This window comes from Pseudonocardia hierapolitana (assembly GCF_007994075.1).
Lineage (GTDB): Bacteria > Actinomycetota > Actinomycetes > Mycobacteriales > Pseudonocardiaceae > Pseudonocardia > Pseudonocardia hierapolitana.
Window position 1 is genome coordinate 2,007,208 of record NZ_VIWU01000001.1, and the last position, 23,350, is coordinate 2,030,557.

Consider the following 23,350-nt stretch of genomic DNA (forward strand, 5'->3'; position numbering starts at 1 on the left):
AGCCCGACAGGTACCCTGTCACCGACCTGGGGAAACCCGGGCATCCGAGTGGCTGCTTCCACCACTGTGGTTGCGCTGCGTAACGACGGACCTGGGCGATCGTGGACCTATCGGTTGCGAAACCATCGTCTGTCAGAGGCGGCCGGAACGGTCGTCAAGAATTGGAGGGGCATTCCATGCAGTCGTCGAGGATCTTCATCGTCGGATCGGGTGTCGTGGGAGCTGCAACGGGTGGCGGCCTCCGCGAGGCCGGCCACGACGTGACGTTCATCGACATCAACGAGGCGCGGGTCAAGGAGCTCACGGCACGCGGGTGGGATGCCCGCACCGAGATCGACCTGACCGACGAGCCCGAGTCGCTGATCTTCCTGACCCTGCCCACGCCGCACGAGGGGCACCGCTACGACCTGTCGGCGTTCGAGGCCGGCACCGCGTCGGTCGGACGCGCACTCAAGGGCTCCGCTGCCCGCCACACGGTCGTGGTGCGCTCCACCGTTCCCCCGGGCACCACGGAGGGCCTGGTCAAGACCACCCTGGAGGAGAACTCCGGGATGGTGGCCAACGAGGGCTTCGGGCTGGCCTCGAACCCCGAGTTCCTGCGCGCGGTCTCGGCCGCCGAGGACTTCGCCAACCCCTGGATGACCATCATCGCCAGCCGCGACCCGCAGAACGTCGAGCGGCTGCGCGAGCTGCTGTCCCCCTTCGGTGGCGAGCTGCGCACCTTCTCCGACCCGGCCGAGGCCGAGTTCATCAAGGCCGCGCACAACATCTTCAACGCCACCAAGATCAGCTTCTGGAACGAGATGTGGCTGGTCGCCCAGAAGCTGGGCCTGGACCTCGACCCGATCGCCGCCACCGTGGCCCGCTCCGCGGAGGGCTCGATCAACCCCGAGTACGGCATCCGCGGCGGCGCCCCCTACGGCGGGGTCTGCCTGCCCAAGGACACCTGCGGCTTCCTCGGGTTCGCCAAGACCATCGACGTCGACATGCCGCTGCTCGCCGCGGTGGTTGAAACGAACGACCGCCTCGCCGCGATCGTTTCAGAAGAGGTCGACACCGCCACGCACGCCGCTACTCACGCCCAGCTGCGCATGGCCGCCAGTGGAAAGGAGACGGCTGCTGCTGGGGCGAGCGGACAGCAGCAGCACGAGCCGGCATGAATCTACCTGCGTATTACTACGTGCTGGGCACCCCGCTCGGGGTGCTCGGCCTGATCCGGTGGGCCACGTGGCTGGTCCGCCGGATCCCGGCAGTGCTCTACAAACCGGTCGTCAACAACTACCGGCTCCCCATGAGCATCGTGGTCCCCACCTACCAGGAGGACCCCGAGATCTTCGCCATGGCGATCGAGTCCTGGTTGGCCAACGGTGTCGAGGAGGTCATCCTCGTCATCGACGCATCGGACACGACCTGCCAGGAGATCGCACGCAGGTACCCGGTCCGGATCGTGATCACCGACGTCCCGGGCAAGCGGGACGCGTTGCGCCGCGGTTGGCGCGCCGCCCGCACCGAGCTCGTCGCCCTCGTCGACTCCGACACCATCTGGGCCCCCGACGTGGCCGCCGAGGTGTGCAAGCCGTTCGCCGACCCCCGCATCGGCGGGGTCGGCACCCGGCAGAGCGTCTACGGCACCAAGGGGTTCCTGGCGCGGATCACCGACATGTTCCTCGACAACCGGTACTTCGACGAGAACGCCAGCCAGACCCTGCTGGGTCAGGCCGTCGCGTGCCTGTCGGGCCGCACCGCGATCTACCGCCGCAGCCTGCTGCTGGAGATCGAGGCCGAGTTCATGGAGGAGTCGTTCTGGGGCATCCCCTGCCTCTCCGGGGACGACAAGCGCCTCACCACGCTCACGCTCGAGCACGGCTACCTCACCTACATGCAGCGCACCGCCGTGGTGTGGTCGACGTTCCCCGACAAGTGGGCCATCTTCTTCAAGCAGCGCGTGCGCTGGGCCCGCAACACCTGGCGCTCCGACATGCGGGCGCTGTCGAAGGCCTGGATCTGGAAGCACCCGTTCCTCGCCTACACCATGGTCGACAAGGCCCTGTCGGGCTTCACCGTCCTGCTCGGTCCGATCTTCCTGGTCACCGCGCTGATCGCGCAGGAGTGGGTCGTCGCCGGCATCCTCATCGCCTGGTGGCAGATCAGCCGCGCGGCGAAGTTCCTCCCGCACATCGTGCGACGGCCGTCGAGCTTCTTCTTCGTCCTGGGCTACGTGGTCGTCTCGTGGCTCATGGCGCTCATCAAGATCCGTGCCCTGATGACGATCCGCTACCAGAAGTGGGGCACCCGCCAGGTCGCCGTCGAGAACGGGCAGGTCGTCCGCACCGCGGGCGCCGGCGGCGGCATCGAGGACGACGCGACCATCCCCATGCGGGCGGTCGGTGTTGGGAGGGCCGCATGACCAGCTCCCGTAATCACACGCGCGGTCTCGCCAGGATCATCCTGGCGAGCCTCGCCATCGGCGCGCTCACGCTTCCCGTCACCGCGGGCTCGGCCGCGGCTGCGACCGCGGGCAACGCCGTGGCCCAGTCGACTCCGCCAGGGGGCAGCGACACCGGTGGTAGTGCCACCGACCCCGGCGGTGACGGGAGTGGCTCCGGCAGCGACCCCGGCGGCGACGGCGGCGGGAGCGGCGGCGGAAGCGACCCCGGCGACGGTGGCGGCAGCGGCGGCGGCAGCGGTGGCGGCAACACGAACCCCGACCCCGACCCACCGCGCGCCGTCACCCCGAGGCCCACCGGACCCTCCCAGCAGGAGCTCGAAGAGAAGCGCCAGCAGGAGGAGCAGCGCAAGGCGGAGGAGAAGGCCGCGAAGGAGGCGGCCGAAGCTGCCCGCAAGGCCGAGGAGAAGCGCCTCAAGGAGATCGAGCGGCAGCGGCGAGAGGCCGCCGAGCGCGCCGAGCAGGCAGCCAAGGCGCGTGCGTCGTGGGACGAGCGCGGCCGGCCCCGCCAGATGGTCACCATCCGCACGGACCGCGTCGAGGTCGTCGACAACGGGCGGCTCACCACCCTCGTCCCGCGGCGCCCCGGCTCGCTGGACCTGCAGGGGCTCGATCGCATGCTGCCGGCCGACTGGATCACCATCGACGGCGACACCGCCACGGTGAACACGGCCATCGTCCTGACGCCGGGCGTCAACTTCGAGATCGCCGACATCCCCACCGTCAAGCTGACCGGTGGACCCGAGGTGCCGGACGCCTCCGCGATCTACACCGGCAGCGGGCGGCTGACGCTGAAGAACACCACGCTCTCGGGCGTCGACCGCGGCGGGCAGCAGCTGCCGATGGACGCGGTCGGCCGGCCCTTCCTCGAAGCGGCGGGCGGCGGCGAGATCAACGCCACGGACGTCACCATCACCGACATGGGCGTCCCCGAGCACGGCCAGGCGACCGCGGAACCCGCCGTGGGCTTCAACCCGGGCAGCACCGGATCGCTCGTCCGCACCACGCTGCAGCGCAACAACGTCGGCGTGGAGGTCTCGAAGGCCCAGGGCGTGCAGCTCGACGGGCTGACGGTCACCGAGTCCGAGGGCGACGGCATCGTCCTCAACGGCGACCGGGGCACCCGCATGGCCAATCTCCGCGCCGAGAAGAACGGCGGCAACGGGATGTTCGTCGGCGGGGACAACTCCGACCGGCCGATCAGCGGACTCACCACGCTGAACAACAAGCTCTACGGCCTGGTCGTGACGGTGCAGAAGGGCACCAAGATCAGTGGCATCAGCACCGAGGCCGACGAGGCGGGCGGCCTGCGGCTGAACCAGGTGGAGAACGTCACGGTCACCGACTTCGCAGCCACCGACCAGCCGATCGGCATCTTCACCCACGTCGGCAGCACCGGCATCGTGCTCGACAACGTCCGCACGAACGGCGGGCGCCGGGGCGTGGTGGTCGAGAAGAGCACCACCAACCTGGAGCTGAAGAACTCGACCATCGAGGGTGCCCGGGTCGCCGGCGTGAACGTCGGTGGCAAGGAGATCCAGGTCAACGGCGTGCAGATCACCGACGCCAAGGCGGGTGTGCGCGTCGAGCGCGGCGCCGCGCACGTCAAGCTCACCGGCACGACGATCGACGGCGGTCGCGACGGGGTCGTCTCCTCGCCGGGTGCGCAGGACGTCACCATCACCGACCTCACGGCCAACAACGTCGAGGACGGCGCGATCCGTCTCGGCACCCCGCACGCCGTGGTCAGCGGCGGCACGATCAACGGTGGTGCCACCGGCATCCAGGTCACCGGACCGGCCACGATCACCGCGGTGGCGATCAACGGGCCCAGCGCGGGCATGCGGGTCCGCTCGTCCGAGATGGTGCGCGCGGAGAACGTCGCGATCGAGGCCACCGACCTGGGGCTCGACGTGTCGCCCGGTAGCCAGATGGTGCTCGCCAACTCGAGCGTGCACGCGCTGGAGGCCGTCCGCGGGGTGTTCACACCGGAAGGCGCGAACAACATCAGCCTTCCCCCGCTCAACCTGCTGGCCGCCATGGGCGTGCCGCTGATCCTGCTGGCCATCGTGCTGGAGCAGGTGCACTCATTCCGCCAGCGCAAGGTGGGCGGCAACAAGAAGCGCCTGCCCCCGGCGATCCCGGTGGGTGCCGGCTAGGAACGCGATGTCCAGATCTCCGTCCCGGCGCGCCGCCGCCGCGGTCCTCGGCGTCCTGCTCGTGGGCGTCGCGGGCTGCGGCGGCGGTGCGTCGTCCTCGGACGCGGAGCCCCCGGCCCCCGGTACCACCGGCAGCGGCGTCGAACCGGCGGCGTTGGAGGAGTTCCTCGGCAACGGGCTGCGCCACACCGGGGACGGTGGGTTCGGACTGGACATCTCCCAGGTGGTGGAGGACCCGGACGCGCCGAGCGGGGAGCTGCTGCGCGCGTTCTACCCCGCCGGGTCGGCGAGCCGCGGCACCGACGGGCCCGACGGCGGGATGCAGGCGCGCATGCGACTGCCCGGACCCACCGACGTGGTCGATCTGACCTACCAGGTGCGGTTCCCGGAGGGCTTCGACTTCGTCAAGGGCGGCAAGCTGCCCGGGCTCTACGGCGGCGCGGGCAACAGCGGCGGCGAGATACCGGACGGCAGCGACGGCTTCTCCACCCGCTACATGTGGCGGGCCGACGGCGCGGGCGAGGTGTACGCGTACCTCCCGACCTCCGAGGAGCACGGCACGTCGCTCGGGCGGGGGTGCTGGTCGTTCGCGCCCGGGTTGTGGACCACCATCCGGCAGCGGGTGCAGCTGAACACCCCTGACGAGTCCGACGGCCGGATCTCGGTCTGGCAGGACGACCGGCTCGTGCTGGACCGCGGCGACCTGCAGTTCCGCACCGGCGGCGCGCTCCGGATCGACGGGCTCTTCTTCTCCACCTTCTTCGGCGGCGGCGACTCGTCCTGGGCGAGCCCCGCGGACCAGTACGCCGACTTCGCCGAGTTCGACCTCACCGAGGGCTCGGAGCCCCCACCGGGGGAGCCGCCTGCGTCCGACGACGACAGCGACTGCGGCACCCCGGGCGCATCATGACCACCGGCGTCACATCCGGTGCAGACCCGAGGATGACCCAGACGATGTCTCGACCGACCGCCTCCCACGCTGCCCGTCCCCGTGGCCGGACCGCCGTGCTCGGGGTACTCCTGGCCGTCGCCGCACTGCTGGCGAGCGCCTGCGGCAACCCGGCCCCCGACCCGCTCACGCGGAAGGAGGCGCCACCCAACGAGAAGGTGGACCCCGCCCAGCCGTGCGTGCGGGACGCCTCGGGCGGCGGTGGAGGCGAAGAGGGGGGTGGCGCGCCCACCGCCCGGTTCGACGCCGCCTCGAACACGATCAACCTGACCGCAGGCGAGGGGGTGACGCTGCCTGCGCTGGCCCAGCGCGTCAGCGGCAACACGCTGCGCGACACGGGCGACGGCGTGTGGGAGCTGCGCGCCGACATCGCCATCCTCAACGGGGCCTCGCTGCGGATCGCGGCGCCCGAGGTCAAGTGGCTCAAGCTGATCAGCGAGAACGGCAAGTTCGCATCGCTGAAGCCCTCCGGCGGGGGCCTGGACGTCGTCGGCTCCTGCATCACGTCGTGGGACCCGGGAGCGAACGCCGCCGACACGAACCTCGACGACGGCCGCGGCTACCTGCTCGCCCGCGACGGCGCGCGGATGGACATCGACAACGCCGAGCTCCGCTTCCTCGGCAACGGCACGGTCGAGTCCTACGGGCTCTCCTGGCGCACCGAGGGCACGACCGGGAAGATCACCAACAGCGTCGTGTCCAACAACTACTTCGGCCTCTACAGCTACGAGGTGAACGGGCTCGTCATCACCAACAACGAGTTCCACGACAACCAGCTGTACGGCATCGACCCGCACACCGGGTCACACAACATGACCATCGAGGGCAACGTCGTCCACGACAACGGCAAGCACGGCATCATCCTCGCCGAGGACTGCACCGACAGCGTCATCCGCAACAACACCGTCTACCGCAACGCCCACCACGGGATCGTGCTCTACCTGCGGTCGGACCGGAACACGATCGAAGGCAACGACACCTTCGCCAACGCCGCCCAGGGCATCAACATCAACGAGTCGCACGACAGCGTCATCCGGAACAACCGCGTCTACGACAACAACGAGTCCGGCATCGGCGTCACCCAGACCTCCGAGAACAACCTCGTCGAGAACAACCAGGTCCGGGGGAACAAGCAGGACGGTGTGCGTGTGGTGAGCGAGTCGGCCCGGAGCACGGTCCGCGCCAACACGGTGGGCGAGAACGGCCGGTACGGCGTGTACGTCGACATCGACGGCGACGTGGACATCGCGGACAACACGATCTTCGCCAACCGGTCGGGGATCATGCTGAAGGGCTCGGCCGTCGTGCCCGACGGAACGAACTCGATCTTCGACAACCAGCAGGCCCCGATCGTCAACGACTGAGCGCGCCGAGGTTCCGCGTCATCACCTGACCGGGACCGCGTTCCACCCGAACGAGCCGCCCGATCACGGGCGGGGCCGGCCCGGGCACATCTAACCTGATGCGCCCGGGCCGATCTTGTGCGCCCGATCGACGTCCGACCGGGAGGGTCTCGTGCCGCGCATCTCCCCGCTCCTCGCCGCGCTGGTCGTCGCGCTCCCACCGGTCCCGATCCCCGACCCCGGACCGGGCATCGGTCCGCTGCTGGGCCAGCTGTGGGAACGGGCGCTCAGCCCGATCCGCGACGTGAAGTTCCCCGCGGACCTGGTCGACCTCGACAACTGGTACCTCACGCTGCCCACGGGCGAGAAGGGCGACCCGGACGACGTCTACCCGCCCGCCCTCGGTTCCTTCGTCGGCGACTGGTTCCGGCTGAACGACGCGCGCGACGGCATCGTGTTCTGCGCCCACGCAGGCGGTGCCACCACCAGGAACAGCAAGTACCCGCGCTCGGAGCTGCGGGAGATGCGGGGCGGTGCGCCGGCGAGCTGGTCGAACGAGTCCGGCACCCACACCATGAGGCTCCGGCAGGCCGTGACGAAGCTGCCGCAGGCGAAGCCGCACGTCGTGACGGCACAGATCCACGACGAGGACGACGACGTCGTGATGGTGCGGCTCGAGGGCACGCAGCTCGAGGTCGAGTACGACGACGGCCGCAGCGAGATCGTCATCGACCCGCACTACGAGCTCGGGACCCCGTACGACCTGCGCATCGTGGCCGCCAACCGCGAGGTCGAGGTCTTCCACGACGACAGGCTGGTCGCCGACCTCCCGATCAGCGGTGACGGCTGGTACTTCAAGACCGGCAGCTACGTCCAGTCCAATCCGGAACGCGGCGAGGCTCCGGACGCCGTCGCCGAGGTCGTCCTGTACTCCCTCGAGGTCGAGCACTCTGGGTGAACGGATCCGGTGCGCCTGCGCCGCCGGCAAACGCTGCTTCCGCCGCCGGGGTGCGCCCGACCGGGCGACAGGTCGCCGAGCGGTCGCACAGGGGGTCATTTTTGCGCCGGGTGGCGACCCGCGGCCACCCGAATGGGTGTTTTCCGGATGGATACGGGTGACCCGGCAATTGCTCTGGATTCACCGGACCAGGTGTATTTTTTAGTGACCCACATCACAATCATGGTTACCCTTGGTTGAACGACATCCGTCGCCACGATCGCCCTCGAGGCGCCGGTGAGGCCCATATCTCACCCCTGAGCTGCCCCAACAGGCTACCGACCTACCAATAGCCCACAGTGCCCGGATACGAAGCGTAATCAGCAGTTACACGATCGTGGAGCCGCTCGATTGCGGAACCATCTCCCCTGACGCGACGGGTTCGGCCGCTCAGAAATAGGGGAAGGTGCAATTCCATGCAGTCGTCGAGGATCTTCATCGTCGGTTCGGGCGTCGTGGGAACGGCGACGGGTGAGGGCTTCCTGGCGGCCGGTCACGACGTCACGTTCATCGACATCGCACCGGAGCGGGTGCGCGAGCTGCGGGAGCGTGGCCTGGACGTGCGCACCGAGATCGACCTGACCGGCGAACCGGAGTCGCTCATCTTCCTGACCCTGCCCACACCCAACGACGGCCACCGCTACGACCTGTCCGCGTTCACCGCCGGCACCGCCGCCGTCGGCCGCGCCCTCGCCACGGCACGGGCGCACCACACCGTCGTCGTGCGCTCCACGGTGCCGCCCGGCACCACCGAGGGCCTGGTCCGCACGGTGCTCGAGGAGCAATCCGGCCGCGCCGTGGGCGAGGGCTTCGGGCTGGCGTCGAACCCCGAGTTCCTGCGCGCGGTGTCCGCGGCCGAGGACTTCGCCCACCCGTGGATGACCGTGATCGCCAGTCGCGATCCGCAGACCGTCCAGCGGCTGCGGGACCTGCTGTCGCCCTTCGGCGGTGAGCTGCGCACGTTCGCGGATCCGGCCGAGGCCGAGCTCGTCAAGTGCGCGCACAACATCTTCAACGCCACCAAGATCAGCTTCTGGAACGAGATGTGGCTGGTCGCCCGCAAGCTCGGCCTCGACCTCGACCCGATCGCCGCCACCGTGGCCCGCTCGGCCGAGGGCTCGATCAACCCGCAGTACGGAATCCGCGGCGGCGCCCCCTACGGCGGGGTGTGCCTGCCCAAGGACACCAAGGGCTTCCTCGGATTCGCCGACACGATCGGGGTGGACATGCCGCTGCTCTCCGCGGTGGTCGAGACGAACGACCGCCTCGCAGAATTCGTCGACCACGAGATCGCCAACCAGGCCGCAGCCGCCGACCAGATGCGGGCCCGCGCGATGGCGGGCTCCGACCGCGAGTCGGCATGAACCTTCCCGTCTACTACTACGTGCTGGGCACCCCGCTGGGGGTCCTCGGCCTGTTCCGCTGGGCCTGTTGGCTCGCCCGGCGCATCCCGGCGGTGCTCTACCGGCCCGTCCTCGCCGAGCACCGCCTGTCGATGAGCCTGGTCGTGCCGGTCTACCAGGAGGACCCGCAGATCTTCGCGGCGGCGATCGAGTCGTGGCTGGCCAACGACGTCGACGAGGTCATCCTCGTCATCGACGCCTCGGACCGGATCTGCCAGGAGATCGCCCGCCGCTATCCGGTGACGGTCGTGGTCACCACCGTGCCCGGCAAGCGGGACGCACTGCGCCGGGGCTGGCGCAAGGCGACGACCGACCTGGTGGCGCTGGTCGACTCGGACACCGTGTGGGCCCCCGACGTCGCCATCGAGGTGTGCAAGCCGTTCGCGGACCCCCGCATCGGCGGTGTCGGCACCCGGCAGTCCGTCTACGGCGCACGCGGGTTCCTGGCGCGGATCACCGACATGTTCCTCGACCACCGCTACTTCGACGAGAACGCCAGCCAGACCTACCTGGGCCGGTCCGTCTCGTGCCTCTCCGGGCGGACCGCGATCTACCGGCGCCACCTGCTGCTGGAGATCGAGGACGACTTCATGGACGAGACGTTCTGGGGTGTGCCCTGCCTGTCGGGTGACGACAAGCGCCTCACGACGCTCATCCTCGAACGCGGCCACCTCACCTACATGCAGCGCACCGCCGAGGTCTGGTCCACCTTCCCGGACCAGTGGCGGATCTTCTTCCGCCAGCGGCTGCGCTGGGCGCGCAACACCTGGCGCTCGGACCTGCGTGCGCTGTCGCGGCCCTGGGTGTGGCGCCATCCGTTCCTCGCCTACACGATGGTCGACAAGGCCGTCAGCGGCTTCACGCTCCTGCTCGGCCCGATCTTCATGGTCGTCGCGCTCGTCCACCAGAACTGGATCTTCGCGGCCGTGCTCGCGCTGTGGTGGCAGATCAGCCGCTCGGCCAAGCTGCTGCCGCACATCAGGCGCAGGCCGTCCAGCTTCTTCCTGGTGCCCGGCTACGTCTTCGTCTCCTGGGTCATGGCATTGATCAAGATCCAGGCGCTTCTCACCATCCGCCGCCAGCGCTGGCTCACCCGCCAGGTCGCCGTCGAGAACGGCGAGGTGGTGCGCACGTCGCAGCCGGGCGCACACCTGCACCAGCAGCAGGAGCCAGAAGCGCAGGCGCGGGCCGAGGGCCGGGAGCAGCAGAGGCCGAGCCAGTCCCGCACGGAGGCGGCGGTATGACCGGGCGCCACCGGATCGGCAGGTTGGCCGCCGCCGGTGCGGTGCTCGGGACCGTCGGCGTCCTGCTGAGCGGCGAGGTGTTCGGAGTGTTCGGCGGCGTCGCGAACGCGGCACCCGCGCCGGTCCGGGCGCCTGCAGCCGCCCCTGCCGCTGCTCCGGTCGCGGCACCGCTGCAGGCACCCCAGCCCGACCCGGAAGCCGCCGAGCGCGCCGCGGCTCAAGCGCGGGCACGGGCGCAGGCCGCGGCGCGGGCCGCCCGGGCGGCCGCCAAGCGCGCCGAAGCGGCCAGGAAGGTCCGTGTGACCTGGGAGAAGCGTGGCCGGCCGCACCGGATGGCCGTCGTGCGATCGAACCGGATCGACGTGGTGACCGACGGCCGCCTCACCCGCCAGGTCGGCCGGGGCGGCGGCTCCATCTCGATCAACACGCTCGACCGGGCGCTGCCCAGCGACTGGCTGGCGACGTCCGAGGGCACCGCCACGCTCAGCGCGGCGATCGTGCTCACCCCGGGGACCGCGCTCGAGGTGGGCGACCCGATCAAGCGGCTCGAGCTGATCGGCGGCGCCACCGCGCAGGACGCGGCGGCGATCTACACCGGCAGCGGCCGGGTGTCGCTGACGGGTGTCACCGTCACCTCGGCCGATCCGGCCACCCGGCAGGCCGTGACGCCCACAGCCGCAGGCCGGCCCTTCTTCGCCGTCTCCGCGCGCGGCCGGCTCGACGCGGTCGACTCGACGATCAGCGACCTCGGCACCCCGTCCACCGGGATCGACGGGGGCCGGGCAGGCGTGACGTTCAACCAGGGCGCCACCGGCTCGCTGGTGCGCACCACGGTGCAGCGCAACACCACGGGCGTGGAGCTGTCCCGGTCCGATGCCGTGCACCTCGAGGACGTCACGTTCACCGACTCGGTCGGGGACGGGCTCGTGCTCACCGGCGATCGCGGCACGACGATGCGCGGCATCCGGGCCCTCGGCAACGGCGACAACGGCGTGGTGGTCGCCGGGGAGAGCACCGGCCGTCCGGTGACCGACATCACGACGAACGGCAACGGCGGCTACGGCGTGGTGGTGGTCGGCCAGGCGCGCACCGAGCTCTCCGGGATCACCACCACGGCCGACCAGGCGGGCGGCCTGCGGATCAATCGCTCCACCGATGTCCATGTGTCCGGCCTCAGCGCCACCGACCAGCCGGCAGGCGTGTTCGTCCACGTCGGCAGCGCGCGGATCGCGCTCGACCACGTGCGGACCTCGGGCGGCAGGCGCGGTGTGGTGGTCGAGAAGAGCACCGACGGGTTCGAGCTGCGCGACTCGACGATCGACGGCGCCCGCGTGGCCGGCGTCGGGATCGGCGGCAAGCACGTGCTGCTGAGCGGTGTGCAGATCAGCGACTCGCGCGCCGCCGTGCGGGTCGAGCGCGGCGCGGAGGGCATCCGCCTCGCGGGGCTGGTCGTGGACGGCGGGCGGGACGGCATCGTGGCCACCCCGGGCACCACCGGCGTGGTGATCGCGGACCTCGTGGCACGCAACGTGGAGTCGGACGCGGTGCGGACCGCCAGCACGGACGCCGAGATCATCGGCGGGCGCATCACCGGCGGCACGACGGGCATCGACGTCGCGGCGGCCAGCACGATCTCCGGTGTCACGATCGACGGCGCCGCCGAGGGCATCCACTCCCGGTCGCCCGACCTCGTGCGGGCCGACGAGATGCGCATCGACGCGCTCAGCCTCGGCGTCAACGCCGCGCCGGGGAGCTCGTTCCACCTGACCGGCTCCAGCGTGCACGCGCTCGAGGCGCTGCGCGGGCCGATCCAGCAGCACGGCACGAACGACCTCAGCCTGCCGCCGCTCAACCTGCTCAGCGCGATCGGCGTGCCGCTGATCCTGCTGGCCATCGTGCTCGAGCAGGTGCACACCACCCGGCAGCGGCGGGCGGGCATCCGCAGGCGCCGGCTGCCGCCGGTGCCCGTCGGCGCGACGAGCTGACCCGCGCCGCCTGCCGAGGAGGGACCATGAACACGTCACAGATACCGGCCCGGGCCGCCCTCCTCGTGGCGACGCTCGGGGTGCTCGGCAGCGCGGTCGTGCTCGCCGTGGTCGGGAGCATCCCTCCGGAGCCGCAGCAGCTGGTGCGGCACGAGGCGGCCGCCGCGGTCCAGATCGACCCGGCCCGGCCCTGCAGCCGGGAGGCGCCCGAAGGGCCGGCAGCACCGCCGCCCGCGGGCGTGCAGGCCCGCTTCGACCCGGCCCAGAACGCCGTTGTGCTCTCGGCCGGGCAGGGCGTGACCATGCCGGCGCTCGCACAGGCCGTGGGCAACCCGGACCTCCTGCGCGAGGAGGCGCCGGGCGAGTGGCTGCTCGGCGCGGACCTCGCGGTGCTGCCCGGCACCTCCCTGCAGCTCGCCGCCCCGACCACCCGGTGGCTCAAGCTGCTCAGCACGGCGGGCCGGTACGCCTCCGTGAAGGCCTTCGGTGGCAACGTCGACGTGAGCGGCGTCTGCATCACCTCCTGGGACCCGGCCAAGGGCACCGTCGACACCGAGCCCGCCGACGGCCGCGGCTTCCTGCTCGCCCGTGACGGCACGCAGATGACCATCGACCACGCCGAGATCCGCTACCTCGGCCACGGGGAGGTCGAGTCCTACGGCCTGTCCTGGCGCACCGAGGGCACCGGCGGGAAGATCACCGACAGCATCGTGTCGCACAACTACTTCGGCCTGTACAGCTACGAGGTGGGCGGGCTCGTCGTGGCCGACAACGAGTTCCACGACAACGTCCTCTACGGCATCGACCCGCACACGGGCTCACACAACCTCACGATCGAACGCAACGTCGTCCACGACAACGGCAAGCACGGCATCATCCTCGCCGAGGACTGCGTCGACAACGTCATCCGCGACAACGTCGTGTACCGCAACAACCACCACGGCATCGTGGTCTACCTGCGGTCGGACCGGAACACGGTCGAGGGCAACGACACCTTCGCCAACGCAGCGCAGGGCATCAACGTCAACGAGTCCAACGACAACGCCATCCGCGGCAACCGGGTCTACGACAACATCGAGTCCGGGATCGGCATCACGCAGACGTCCCAGAACAACCTCGTCGAGAACAACCAGAGCCGCGGCAACCAGCAGGACGGGATCCGCGTCGTGAGCGAGGCGGCTCTCACCACGGTGCGCGCGAACACGCTCGGCGAGAACGGGCGGTACGGCGTGTACGTCGACATCGACGGCGACGTCGACATCGCCGGAAACCTGATCTTCGCCAACCGGTCGGGGATCATGCTGAAGGGCTCCGCGGTCGTTCCCGACGGCGACAACGCGATCTTCGACAACCACGAAGCGGCGATCATCGCGGGCTGAGCCGAGCCGCCCGGCGGGCGAAGGGGGGTGTTGTTGTGCGCCTCCGAGGCCGTCCGTAGGGTTGAACAGCGGCCCGCGAGGACAGACCGCCCCCCGAGTCCACGACACCCACATCGAGGAGCCGGTGCGCATGAGCGGCGACATCCCCGCCGACCACGGACCCATGGACGACAGCGACGAGATCGGCGAGGTCGTACGGTTCGACGTGGTCAGCCACGGCCCCGACGCACGGGTCGTGCACGTCGTCGGGGAGATCGACACCCTCACCGCTCCGGTGCTGCGCACCCGCCTCGACGAGCAGGTCGCGGCCGTGCCGCTGCTGGTCCTCGACCTCACCGACGTCACGTTCCTCGGCTCGGCCGGCCTCGCCGTGCTCGTCGCGGCCAAGGACGAGGCCGACCGCAGGCGGCACACGCTGCGGCTCGTGCCCGGCTCGCGGATCGTCACCCGCGCCCTCGAGGCCACCGGACTGCTGGGGATCTTCGACATCGCCGAGGGCGTGCCGCAGGCGCTCGAGCCCGCGGGCTGAGCGAGGTGGACCGCCGGATCGACACCCCCGACCGGGGGTCTGTCCGGCGGGTCCTCCCCATGATCAGCGCTTTTGGTGCCATGGTTGCGCGATGGACGCCCTCGACCTGACCGGGCTCACCGCCGCCGAGATCGTTGCGCGGGTGCGTGACGGGCGCAGCAGCGCGGTCGACGTCGCCCGCGCCCACCTGGCCAGGATCGCCGAGTACGACCCCGAGGTCGGTGCCTTCGCCGAGCACGACCCGGTCCGGGTGCTCGCGGAGGCCGGTGGTGTCGACGCCCGCCCCGACCGCTTCGCGCTCCCGCTCGCCGGCGTGCCGGTCGCCGTGCCGGACGACATCGACGTCGCGGGATACCCCACCCGCCACGGGTCGGCCGCGACGTCGGCCGAGCCGGCCCGCCGCGACGACGATCTGGTGAAGCGGCTGCGCGCCGCGGGCGCCGTCGTCGTGGGGAAGGCGCGGATGCCCGAGCTCGCGGCGTGGGCGTTCACCCAGGCCACTCAAGCGGCACCGCGCAACCCCCTCGACCTCTCCCTCGACCCGGGCGGCTCCGGCGCCGCAGCGGCCGTCGCCGCCCGGATGGCGGTGCTGGCGCTCGCCACCGACGGCGGTGGCGCGGCCAGGGTCCCAGCGGCCTGCTGCGGCCTCGTCGGCCTCAAGCCCGGCCCGCACGTCGTGCCGCTTCCCCGCGGGGCCGACGAGCACTGGTGCGGGCTCGGCGCCACCGGTCCCATCGCGCGCACCGCGGAGGACGCCGCTCTGATGCTGGGCGTGCTCGCAGGCGACCCGATCGACCTCGACGTGCCGGGCCCGCGCCGCATCGCACTGTCGCTGCGCGGGCCGTGGCCGTCCCGCGGGCTGCACGCCGACCACCGGGCCGCCGCGATCGGCGCGGCCGCCCGGCTGCGCGCCGGACCCGGCGGCGCGATCGTCAGCTTCGCCGACCCGCCCTACCCCCGCGGGCTCGCCACCCAGTGGCTGCGCCGCTGGCAGGCGGGAGTGGCCCTGGACGCCGAGGCGCTCGACCTCGACATGGGCGCCGCGGAGCGGTGCACCGCCACCGTCGTGCGCAAGGGCCGCCGCATCCTGCGCGTCGCACCGCCCCGCCCGGACACCGCCACCGCGTGGCGCGAGCGCGTGCTCGGCTGGATGGACGACGGCGGCTACGACGTGCTGCTCGGCCCGGCCACCGCCCAGCCGCCGCTCCGCGCGGGCGCGATGCTCGGGCACGGCTACACCTCGAGCCTGCTGACCACGGCCACCCGGCTCTCCTGCACCCCCGCCTGGAACCTCGCCGGCCTGCCCGCCGTGGTGGCCCCGGTCCTCATCGGCGGACGCCCCGTGGGCGTCCAGCTGGTCGGCCGCCCGGGCGCTGAGGCCGCCCTGCTGGCGGCGGCGGCGAAGCTGGAGCGCCGGGCGGTGCCGACGGCTGGCGCGGCGGCGCCCAGGGTGTACGCCTAGTTCCGTGAACATGGTGTGCGGCCCGTTCGGCGGCGGCCGCGCCCACGAAACGGCTCGGCCCCACAGCGGCACCGGGTGCGTTCCGCGGAACAGACCAACGCCAGCCGTGATCAGCGGCTCGACGCGAACGCAGCCGGATCCGGCCGTTCTCGCACCGATCTGCCGATCACGGCGGCATCGATCCCGAGGCCACCTGCTGCCGGCGGCGGGAAGCCCTTCGCGGGTCAGCGCTGGTTCCGCCACGGGCCGGTGATCGCATACATGATGCCCGGCGTCTGGATGCTCGCGAACAGCACCTTCTTGTCGTGCGAGTAGACGGGGCCGGCGAACTCGGAGTCGCCCGCCACCTGGTTGCGGGCCAGTTCGAACGCCTCGCCGCCCTCGGTGACGCCCACGAGGTGCTGAGTGCCCTCGCCGTCCTCGGCGAGGATCAGCCCTCCCCACGAGGAGACGGTGATGTTGTCCGGGCCGTCGAGCTCGCCACCCGGTGCGAACCGCAGCTTCAGGGTGAGCGTCGACCGCCTCGGGTCGTAGAACCACACCTGCCCGTCGTGCGGCACCGGGCTCTCCTCGCGGGCGAAGCTCGTGACGACGTAGGCCCCGCCGTCGCCCCACCAGGCGCCCTCGAACTTGCGCCCGCGGGTGATCTCGCCGGGGCCGAACTGGCTGCGGGTGGACGTCGTGCGCGCGTCGCGGTCCGGGACGGGGACCCATGTCACGTCGTAAGTGGTGCCGACCTCGATGCCGCGCGACAGGTCGTCCACGTGCGCCCCGGCCGCGTCGGTGCACCGCATCGCGCCGAAGTCACCGTCGGTCGGGCCGAGCGCGCGCAGCCCGCCCTTCCGACCGCGGTAGCCCCGCGGCGGTGCCCATCGGTACAGCAGCCCGTTCGGGTTCGACGCGTCCTCGGTGAGGATGATGTCGCCGCGCTGCGGGTCGACCGCCACGGCCTCGTGCGAGAACCGTCCGAGCGCCTTGATCGGCTCAGGGTCCCGGTTGGCAGCCAGGTCGAACGGGTCGACCTCGAACACGTACCCGTGGTCCTTCACCCGCCCGCCCGCTCCGGCCCGGTCCTCGGTCTCCTCGCAGGTCAGCCAGGTGTTCCAGGGGGTGATCCCGCCGGCGCAGTTCGTGGACGTCCCGGCGATCCCCACGTACTCCCGCACGCGGTTGCCGTCCCGGTCGGTCTCGACGATCGTGCAGCCGCCCGCGCTGCCCGGGTCGTAGGTGAGGCCGTCGCGGTGCGGCACCGGGAACGGGGTCGTGGCGAGGGGGTCACGGATCTCGTGGTTGTAGACGATCGTGGTGCCGCCCGCCCGCCCCCGGAAGGCGCCCGCCCCGTCGTGGTGGCTCGGGGTGGGCTCGCCCGAGTCGAGCTTGGTGACGCCGGCCTCGGTGACGATCGAGTAGCGGAAGCCCTGCGGCAGCGCGAGACGTCCGGCCGGGTCGGGGATCAGCGGCCCGTACCCCGGGGCCGCCGGCGCGGCAGCGGCGTTGGGAGCGGTGAGCAGCACGTCGCTGGCACCGAGCAGCACGACGCCGAACCCGGCGGCGGCACTTCGGCTGAGGAACCCGCGGCGGGACAGAGCCTCGGTCATGGTGGTCTCCAGTTCGGGGAGCGGCCGGTCGGGTTCACCCGACCGAGTGGTGGCCGGCGGAGATCGTGACCCGCGGTTGCGACGAACAGGTGAACGCCGCCCGTCCGGCGGCGGTCGGACCGGCGAGCGCTGATCGCTCCGAAATACGGCACAGCGCCCGGGAGAAGGCAATTCGGGTGAAACTGGGATCGATCAACGAGCCGTGATCGATGCGAGATGCGGCCTTACGCCCTGGCGAGGGCGGATCCACCGATCTCGGACGGATCACCGGCCCGTGATCGTTCCGAAATCGCGCTCAGCGCCCTCGCCAGGGCGGCAGGCCGTAGCTGGGAACGATCAGTGCGCGGCTCGGGATGCGGCCGAGCGCCTCGGCGGGGAGGTCCAGTGGCCAGCACGACGCACCCAGCAGCTCGGCCGCGGAGAACCCGCCGAGCACGCCACGGCCGTCGACGAGCAGGTGGGCGGCACGCGAGCGCACCTCCGGAGTGACCTCGACGTCGGCGCGGACGTAGATCCCGGTGAACAGGCGGCGGAAACGCGGGCCCCTCAGGACCTTGGGCGTGACGAGCCCGGCGGCGACGGCGTCGGTCCCGCGGAACGGCCGGCACAGATCGATCGGCATGGCCCGCACTGACGCCGCCCGGTCCGATCCGGTTCCACCCGCAGCAATGATCGATCGATCATGCCTGCGCGGGCGGCTTCCACTCCCCCGTGGCGAGGAAGTGCTCCAGCGTCGTCGTGTACGGCGTGAGGTCCATCCCCTGCCGCTGCAGCCAGGCGTCGTCGTAGTAGCTGTGCTGGTAGCGGTCGCCGCCGTCGCAGATCAGCGTGACGACGCTGCCCCGCACGCCGTCCGCCCGCATCCGCGCCACCAGCTGCCAGACGCCCCACAGGTTGGTGCCCGTCGACCCGCCCGCCCAGCGCCCGGTGACCGCGTGCAGGTGCCGGGCCGCCGCCACGCTCGCCGCGTCCGGCACGGGGACCATCAGGTCGATCACGGTGGGCACGAAGCTCGGCTCCATCCGGGGCCGGCCGATCCCCTCGATCCGCGACGGCATGCCGGTGGCGTATTCCGGGGCGTCGAGCGTCCAGCCGGGGAAGAACGCCGAGTTCTCCGGGTCGACGACGGCCAGGCGGGTGGGGTGGCGGCGGTAGCGCAGGTACCGCCCGATCGTCGCCGACGTGCCGCCGGTGCCCGCGCCCACCACGATCCACTCCGGCACCGGGAACCGCTCCATCGCCAGCTGCTCGAAGATCGATTCGGCGATGTTGTTGTTGCCCCGCCAGTCGGTGGCCCGCTCGGCGTAGGTGAACTGGTCGATGTAGTGCCCGCCGCTCTCGTCGGCGAGCCGCTGGGCCTCCGCGTACATGTCCGGCGCCCGGTCGACGAAGTGGCAGCGCCCGCCGTACCGCTCGATCAGCGCGATCTTCTCCGGGCTCGTGGTGCGCGGCATCACGGTCACGAACGGCACCCCGATCAGCTGCGCGAAGTACGCCTCGGAGACGGCCGTGGAGCCCGAGCTCGCCTCCACCACCGTGGTGCCCTCGACGATCCAGCCGCTCGTCAGCGCGTAGAGGAAGAGCGAGCGGGCGAGCCGGTGCTTGAGGCTGCCCGTGGGGTGCACGGACTCGTCCTTGAGGTACACGTCGATGCCCCACTCCGGCGGCAGCGGGAAGACGTGCAGGTGGGTGTCCGCGGAGCGGTTGGCGTCGGCCTCGACGCGCCGGATGGCCTCGGTGACCCAGGCGCGGGTGCGGTCACAGGAGCGGTCGACGGGTCCGGACACGCCACCAGTCAACCCCAGGGGCCCGTGATGGCGAACATCGTGCCCGGCACCTGCACGTTGGCGAAGAGCACGCGGCCGTCCGCGCTGAAGACGGGGCCGGTGAACTCGCTGCCGCGCTCGCCGCGGGCGAGCCGGAACGTCGTGCCGTCCTCGGCGGCGCCGACGAGGTGGTTGCCCCCGTTCCCGTCCTCGGCGATGATCACGCCCCCGTGCGGGGAGACGCTGATGTTGTCCGGCCCGTCGGCACCGTCGTCCTCGCCGGTGAACAGCAGCCGCAAGGTGAACGTCGAGCGGCGCGGGTCGTAGAACCACACCTGCCCGCGGTGGCTGCTCGAGAAGCTCGACACGATGTACGCGCCCCCGTTGCCCCACCACGCGCCCTCCAGCTTGTGGGCCCGGGTGACGCGGCCGTCGTCGAACTGCTTGCGCACCGACTCCTCCCGGGCGTCGCGGTCCGGCACCTCCACCCATTCCACGGCGTAGATGGTGCCGGGCGAGGTGGCCCGCGACAGGTCGTCCACGTGCCTGTCTGCCTCGTCGGTGCAGCGCATGGCCGCCAGCACGCCGTCGGTGTCTCCGAGCCCGCGCAGCGCCCCACGGCCGCCCTGGAAGCCCGTGGGCGGCATCCAGCGGTAGACGAGCCCGTTCGGCCCGGAAGCGTCCTCGGTGAGGTAGATGCCGCCGGTGGCCGGGTCCACCGCGAGTGCCTCGTGGGAGTAGCGGCCCAGTGCCTTCACCGGGCGCGGGTCGACGATCGCCGCCCGGTCGAACGGGTCCACCTCGAAGACGTAGCCGTGGTCGCGGTCGTAACCGCGCTCACCGGCGCGCGCCTCGGTCTCCTCGCACGTCAGCCAGGTCTGCCAGGGCGTCACGCCGCCCGCGCAGTTGGTGGACGTGCCCGCGATCCCGACGCGCTCGGAGATCCGCCGTCCCTGCGCGTCGGTCGTGACGATCGTGCAGCCGCCCGCCGCCCCGGGGTCGTAGACCAGCCCGTCGAGGTGCGGCACGGCGAGCTCCGTGCCCGCCCCCTCGCGGATCTCGTGGTTGAGCACGAGCACCGTGCCGCCACCTGCGGCGGCGAACGCGCCCGTGCCGTCGTGGTTGCGCGGGGTGGGCTCCCCTGTCTCCAGCGCCGTCAACCCCGCCTCGGTGACGACCGCGTACGTGAACCCCTCGGGCAGCGCCAGCCGCCCCGCTGGGTCGTCGACGACCGGCCCGTACCCGGCAGGCGGTGCGGCGATCCGCAGGACGTCGGTGCTCCCGGCCAGCAGGACCCCCGCCGCCGACCGCCGGAGGAACGAACGCCGCGACAGCCCCATGGGTCCGATGAAAGCGGACGGACGGCGCGAGGCGGGCCACGACGTGCGGTCACGTACCTCCATCGGGGCGACTTCACCCACCCCGGCCCGGACTTCACACGGTGCCGGCCTCGTGTGAAGTCCGCGCCGGGGTGGGTGAAGCAGTCGCTCCACCCTGGGTTAGTGCACAATCACGCTCTGAAGTCACGTCGCACGAGCGCGCGGCGCCTCCGAAAAGCGATCTTCGCACGTCACGTGCCCCATGCGGCGGGGGCGCCGCAGGCCGCAGCTCGTCGACCGCACGCCCCGCAAGGCCGTGCGCTGCAGTGATGCCGAACACCGTCGGACGCAGGAGGACACCCGCCCGCCGACGCCATATGGAGGAACACCGGTTCGAGCGAACACACTACCGGCCGTGACGATCAGCACCCCCCAGAACTCCGTCCACAGCAGTGGGGGCGTCCCGTCCCCAGCAGGAGCGTCGTTCGACATCGTCCGCCGCGGCTACGACCGCGACCAGGTCGATGCGCAGGTGCGCGAGCTCCGTGATCGCATCAACGCCGCCGAGACGGCGCGCAAGGCCGCCGAGCAGCACGCGCGGGCCCTCGAGGGCGAACTGCGCACCGCCCGCGCGCAGCAGCCGGACGGGCCCATCTCCCAGGAGAGCTTCGGGTTCCGCGCGGAGAAGATCCTGCGACTCGCCGAGCACGAGGCGGCCGACGTCCGCAGCCGCGCCGCCAACGAGGCCACCGCGCTCGTGGAGCAGGCCCGTGCCGACGCCGAGCGGCACCGCCACGAGGTCGAGCAGAAGCTCATCGCACGGTCGGCCGAGCTCGACCAGGAGGCCGCCCAGCGCAACGTGGCCATCCAGGAGCGGGAGCAGCAGGCCGCCGCCATGCTCGCGGCCGCCCGCGAGGACGCCAGCCGCATCACCGACGACGCGCGCGCCGCGGCCGACAAGGTGCTCTCCGAGGCGCAGGCCCGCGCCAAGGAGGTGCTCAACCGCAGCGACCAGGACCTCAAGCGTCGCCGTGAGGCCGCCGAGCAGGAGCTGCGGCGCATCGGCTCGCTCCACGAGGGCGTGCGCAACGAGATGGCCCGGCTCCACAAGCTCCTCGGCACCGAGCTCGGCGAGGCCCTCACGCGCACCACCACCAACACCAACAACGACTCCGCGGAACGCAACGCCGTCACCGCCCGCGCGTAGCCGCGGCAGCGCTGATCGTCCGTTCCGATCCGCACCCCGCAGACGGCCCGGACGGGTCCCTCCACCTGACCCGTCCGGGCCGTCTGCCGCTTCCGGTGGCACGGGACGGCTCATAGCCTTACGGTTGCGACCGATGTCCGAGACGCGCGAGAACCTGCAGGCTGACCCCTCGTCGATTCGACGAGGCGGCGATGCCGACGACCAAATCACGCTGTCGACCACCCGCCCGGCCGACGGGCAGGTCGTCATCGAGGTCGGCGGCGAGGTCGACATGCTCACCTCCCCACAGCTGCGCTTCGCAGTGCTCGACCAGTTCGAGCCCGACGCCGGGGTGGAGCTCGTCGTACTCGACCTCGACGGGGTCACCTTCCTGGGCACCAGCGGCCTCGCGGTGCTCATCGAGGTGCGCGAGGCCGCCCACACCGCCGGCGTCGAGCTGCGGCTGGCCTGCACCGCCCGTCGCGTGCTCCGGCCGCTGACGATCGCAGGCCTCATTCCCCTCTTCGACATCCACGACACCGTGGAGCGCGCGCTCGCGGCCACCTGACCAGCGGAGAAACATCGCGGCCGATGTGAGCTGGCTCACATCTGGGTGGTGCGCGTTCTGACGTGTTTGGTCGTCGATCGGCCTGGGAAGAAGCACCTCGGTCGCCCGGAACGTCGGGCACGAACGACAAGAGGTGACGATGAGCGACGTTTCGCGGCTCCCCGGCCCCATGGACCACGCGTGGCAGTGGCAGCGTCTAGGGGCATGCCGGGGCATGGACAGCGGCGTCTTCTTCCACCCCGACGGGGAGCGCAACCCCTCACGCGCGCGGCGCACCGCGCAGGCCAAGGAAGTGTGCCGGCGCTGCCCGGTGATCGAGCAATGCCGTGAGTTCGCGCTCCAGACCAGGGAGCCGTTCGGCGTGTGGGGCGGTCTCGCGGAAGCCGAGCGACGGGTGATCCTCGAACAGCGCGGCATCGCGATGGCCAGTTGAGCGGTCGAACGAGAAGGGCGGGTCCGAGCGGACCCGCCCTTCGTGTCCGCTCGGTCTACGTGACGACGGCCAGCTCCAGGCACCGGTAGCGCAGCAGCGGGACCCCGTACACCCGGGCGATCCGCTGCACCGCGCGCTCGACGACGCTGCGGGCCGGGTCTGCGGGCGCCGGAGCGGGGGCCAGGCAGTACAGGCCCGGCTCCGGGTCGAAGCCCACCAGCTCGCTCATCGCCGCCACCAGATCGCTCTCCGCGGTGGCGGGAAGCGGGTTGGGCAGGCCGAGCCGGTGCAACGCGAGCCCGGACAGCCCGAGCCGGGATGCGCTCGCCCGCAGCTCCTCACCGACCTCGTCGAGGTCGTCCTCCGGGTCGGGCCTGCTGTCGTCGACCGCCACGAGCAGTTCGACCTGCGGGAAACCCGCGATGAGCTCGGCGAGATGCGACTCGGGGCGCAACAGCTCCATCGGGCTGACGGTGACGGCTACTGCCCGCGATGCGGGAACGGCCGAGCCGCCGGTGACGACCCCCGCCACCGGCTCGGAGACCGGCATCTCCGGAACCGCAACCATCTGCAACGTGTCCCCC

General features: G+C 71.6%; 20 protein-coding genes. 15 read left to right on the top strand and 5 right to left on the bottom strand.

Annotation, left to right across the window (positions count from 1 at the left end; all coding sequences use genetic code 11):
* Positions 1-176: 176 nt before the first annotated feature.
* The 12 genes from FHX44_RS09430 (at position 177) to FHX44_RS09485 (ending at position 15,896) form a co-directional block, all read left to right on the top strand.
* The gene (locus FHX44_RS09430) at positions 177-1,160 is read left to right on the top strand and encodes a nucleotide sugar dehydrogenase (protein ID WP_147255132.1); all 984 of its coding nucleotides are present in this window, start codon (positions 177-179) and stop codon (positions 1,158-1,160) included.
* On the top strand, positions 1,157-2,407 hold the full coding sequence (locus FHX44_RS09435) for a glycosyltransferase (protein WP_147255133.1): 1,251 nt from the start codon (positions 1,157-1,159) through the stop codon (positions 2,405-2,407). Before FHX44_RS09430 ends, FHX44_RS09435 begins: the two co-directional genes overlap by 4 nt.
* A complete protein-coding gene (locus FHX44_RS09440; RefSeq protein ID WP_147255134.1) occupies positions 2,404-4,605 on the top strand; it encodes a right-handed parallel beta-helix repeat-containing protein in 2,202 nt (733 codons plus the stop codon). Before FHX44_RS09435 ends, FHX44_RS09440 begins: the two co-directional genes overlap by 4 nt.
* Positions 4,606-4,612: 7 nt before the next feature.
* Entirely contained in the window at positions 4,613-5,515 is a 903-nt protein-coding gene (locus FHX44_RS09445) for a polysaccharide lyase (RefSeq protein WP_212612395.1), read from the top strand.
* 44 nt (positions 5,516-5,559) lie between these two features.
* Entirely contained in the window at positions 5,560-6,918 is a 1,359-nt protein-coding gene (locus FHX44_RS09450) for a right-handed parallel beta-helix repeat-containing protein (protein ID WP_170308851.1), read from the top strand.
* A gap of 151 nt (positions 6,919-7,069) precedes the next feature.
* Positions 7,070-7,855, top strand: coding sequence for a polysaccharide lyase family 7 protein (locus FHX44_RS09455; protein ID WP_170308852.1), 786 nt, complete (start codon positions 7,070-7,072; stop codon positions 7,853-7,855).
* A gap of 455 nt (positions 7,856-8,310) precedes the next feature.
* A complete protein-coding gene (locus FHX44_RS09460) occupies positions 8,311-9,258 on the top strand; it encodes a 2-dehydropantoate 2-reductase N-terminal domain-containing protein (protein WP_147255137.1) in 948 nt (315 codons plus the stop codon).
* On the top strand, positions 9,255-10,541 hold the full coding sequence (locus tag FHX44_RS09465) for a glycosyltransferase (protein ID WP_147255138.1): 1,287 nt from the start codon (positions 9,255-9,257) through the stop codon (positions 10,539-10,541). Before FHX44_RS09460 ends, FHX44_RS09465 begins: the two co-directional genes overlap by 4 nt.
* Positions 10,538-12,526 carry a right-handed parallel beta-helix repeat-containing protein gene (locus FHX44_RS09470; protein WP_147255139.1) on the top strand — a complete coding sequence of 663 codons (1,989 nt, stop codon included), beginning with the start codon at positions 10,538-10,540 and terminating at the stop codon, positions 12,524-12,526. The genes FHX44_RS09465 and FHX44_RS09470 overlap by 4 nt, the downstream gene beginning before the upstream one ends.
* Before the next feature lie 26 nt (positions 12,527-12,552).
* Positions 12,553-13,905: a right-handed parallel beta-helix repeat-containing protein gene (locus FHX44_RS09475; RefSeq protein ID WP_147255140.1), complete on the top strand. Its 1,353-nt coding sequence runs from the start codon at positions 12,553-12,555 to the stop codon at positions 13,903-13,905.
* Positions 13,906-14,035: 130 nt separating this feature from the next.
* On the top strand, positions 14,036-14,434 hold the full coding sequence (locus FHX44_RS09480; RefSeq protein ID WP_246170287.1) for an STAS domain-containing protein: 399 nt from the start codon (positions 14,036-14,038) through the stop codon (positions 14,432-14,434).
* 91 nt (positions 14,435-14,525) lie between these two features.
* A complete protein-coding gene (locus FHX44_RS09485) occupies positions 14,526-15,896 on the top strand; it encodes an amidase (protein ID WP_147255141.1) in 1,371 nt (456 codons plus the stop codon).
* A 224-nt stretch (positions 15,897-16,120) separates the two neighbouring features.
* On the opposite strand, the gene FHX44_RS09490 is transcribed toward FHX44_RS09485, so the two are convergent.
* The 4 genes from FHX44_RS09490 to FHX44_RS09505 form a co-directional block, all read right to left on the bottom strand.
* A complete protein-coding gene (locus tag FHX44_RS09490; RefSeq protein ID WP_147255142.1) occupies positions 16,121-17,494 on the bottom strand; it encodes an alkaline phosphatase PhoX in 1,374 nt (457 codons plus the stop codon).
* A gap of 295 nt (positions 17,495-17,789) precedes the next feature.
* The gene (locus FHX44_RS09495; RefSeq protein WP_147255143.1) at positions 17,790-18,116 is read right to left on the bottom strand and encodes a hypothetical protein; all 327 of its coding nucleotides are present in this window, start codon (positions 18,114-18,116) and stop codon (positions 17,790-17,792) included.
* Positions 18,117-18,174: 58 nt separating this feature from the next.
* Positions 18,175-19,281, bottom strand: coding sequence for an L-cysteine desulfhydrase Cds1 (cds1, locus tag FHX44_RS09500; protein ID WP_212612396.1), 1,107 nt, complete (start codon positions 19,279-19,281; stop codon positions 18,175-18,177).
* A gap of 8 nt (positions 19,282-19,289) precedes the next feature.
* A complete protein-coding gene (locus tag FHX44_RS09505; RefSeq protein WP_147261038.1) occupies positions 19,290-20,600 on the bottom strand; it encodes an alkaline phosphatase PhoX in 1,311 nt (436 codons plus the stop codon).
* Between the two features lie 394 nt (positions 20,601-20,994).
* On the opposite strand from FHX44_RS09505, the gene FHX44_RS09510 reads away from it, so the two are divergent.
* The 3 genes from FHX44_RS09510 (at position 20,995) to FHX44_RS09520 (ending at position 22,766) form a co-directional block, all read left to right on the top strand.
* Entirely contained in the window at positions 20,995-21,786 is a 792-nt protein-coding gene (locus FHX44_RS09510; protein WP_147255144.1) for a coiled-coil domain-containing protein, read from the top strand.
* 133 nt (positions 21,787-21,919) lie between these two features.
* Positions 21,920-22,333 carry an STAS domain-containing protein gene (locus FHX44_RS09515; RefSeq protein ID WP_147255145.1) on the top strand — a complete coding sequence of 138 codons (414 nt, stop codon included), beginning with the start codon at positions 21,920-21,922 and terminating at the stop codon, positions 22,331-22,333.
* Positions 22,334-22,472: 139 nt separating this feature from the next.
* Complete coding sequence (locus tag FHX44_RS09520) at positions 22,473-22,766, top strand: WhiB family transcriptional regulator (protein WP_142105004.1); 294 nt, start codon at positions 22,473-22,475, stop codon at positions 22,764-22,766.
* 55 nt (positions 22,767-22,821) lie between these two features.
* Here the strand turns inward: FHX44_RS09520 and FHX44_RS09525 are convergent, their stop codons facing one another.
* Entirely contained in the window at positions 22,822-23,334 is a 513-nt protein-coding gene (locus FHX44_RS09525) for a hypothetical protein (RefSeq protein WP_212612397.1), read from the bottom strand.
* Positions 23,335-23,350: the final 16 nt, after the last annotated feature.

Coding starts and splice junctions, on each gene's coding strand:
- FHX44_RS09430 (WP_147255132.1), top strand. CDS start 177: ATGCAGTCGTCGAGGATCTTCATCGTCGGATCGGGTGTCGTGGGAGCT.
- FHX44_RS09435 (WP_147255133.1), top strand. CDS start 1,157: ATGAATCTACCTGCGTATTACTACGTGCTGGGCACCCCGCTCGGGGTG.
- FHX44_RS09440 (WP_147255134.1), top strand. CDS start 2,404: ATGACCAGCTCCCGTAATCACACGCGCGGTCTCGCCAGGATCATCCTG.
- FHX44_RS09445 (WP_212612395.1), top strand. CDS start 4,613: ATGTCCAGATCTCCGTCCCGGCGCGCCGCCGCCGCGGTCCTCGGCGTC.
- FHX44_RS09450 (WP_170308851.1), top strand. CDS start 5,560: ATGTCTCGACCGACCGCCTCCCACGCTGCCCGTCCCCGTGGCCGGACC.
- FHX44_RS09460 (WP_147255137.1), top strand. CDS start 8,311: ATGCAGTCGTCGAGGATCTTCATCGTCGGTTCGGGCGTCGTGGGAACG.
- FHX44_RS09465 (WP_147255138.1), top strand. CDS start 9,255: ATGAACCTTCCCGTCTACTACTACGTGCTGGGCACCCCGCTGGGGGTC.
- FHX44_RS09470 (WP_147255139.1), top strand. CDS start 10,538: ATGACCGGGCGCCACCGGATCGGCAGGTTGGCCGCCGCCGGTGCGGTG.
- FHX44_RS09475 (WP_147255140.1), top strand. CDS start 12,553: ATGAACACGTCACAGATACCGGCCCGGGCCGCCCTCCTCGTGGCGACG.
- FHX44_RS09480 (WP_246170287.1), top strand. CDS start 14,036: ATGAGCGGCGACATCCCCGCCGACCACGGACCCATGGACGACAGCGAC.
- FHX44_RS09485 (WP_147255141.1), top strand. CDS start 14,526: ATGGACGCCCTCGACCTGACCGGGCTCACCGCCGCCGAGATCGTTGCG.
- FHX44_RS09490 (WP_147255142.1), bottom strand. CDS start 17,494: ATGACCGAGGCTCTGTCCCGCCGCGGGTTCCTCAGCCGAAGTGCCGCC.
- FHX44_RS09495 (WP_147255143.1), bottom strand. CDS start 18,116: ATGCCGATCGATCTGTGCCGGCCGTTCCGCGGGACCGACGCCGTCGCC.
- FHX44_RS09505 (WP_147261038.1), bottom strand. CDS start 20,600: ATGGGGCTGTCGCGGCGTTCGTTCCTCCGGCGGTCGGCGGCGGGGGTC.
- FHX44_RS09515 (WP_147255145.1), top strand. CDS start 21,920: ATGTCCGAGACGCGCGAGAACCTGCAGGCTGACCCCTCGTCGATTCGA.
- FHX44_RS09520 (WP_142105004.1), top strand. CDS start 22,473: ATGAGCGACGTTTCGCGGCTCCCCGGCCCCATGGACCACGCGTGGCAG.
- FHX44_RS09525 (WP_212612397.1), bottom strand. CDS start 23,334: ATGGTTGCGGTTCCGGAGATGCCGGTCTCCGAGCCGGTGGCGGGGGTC.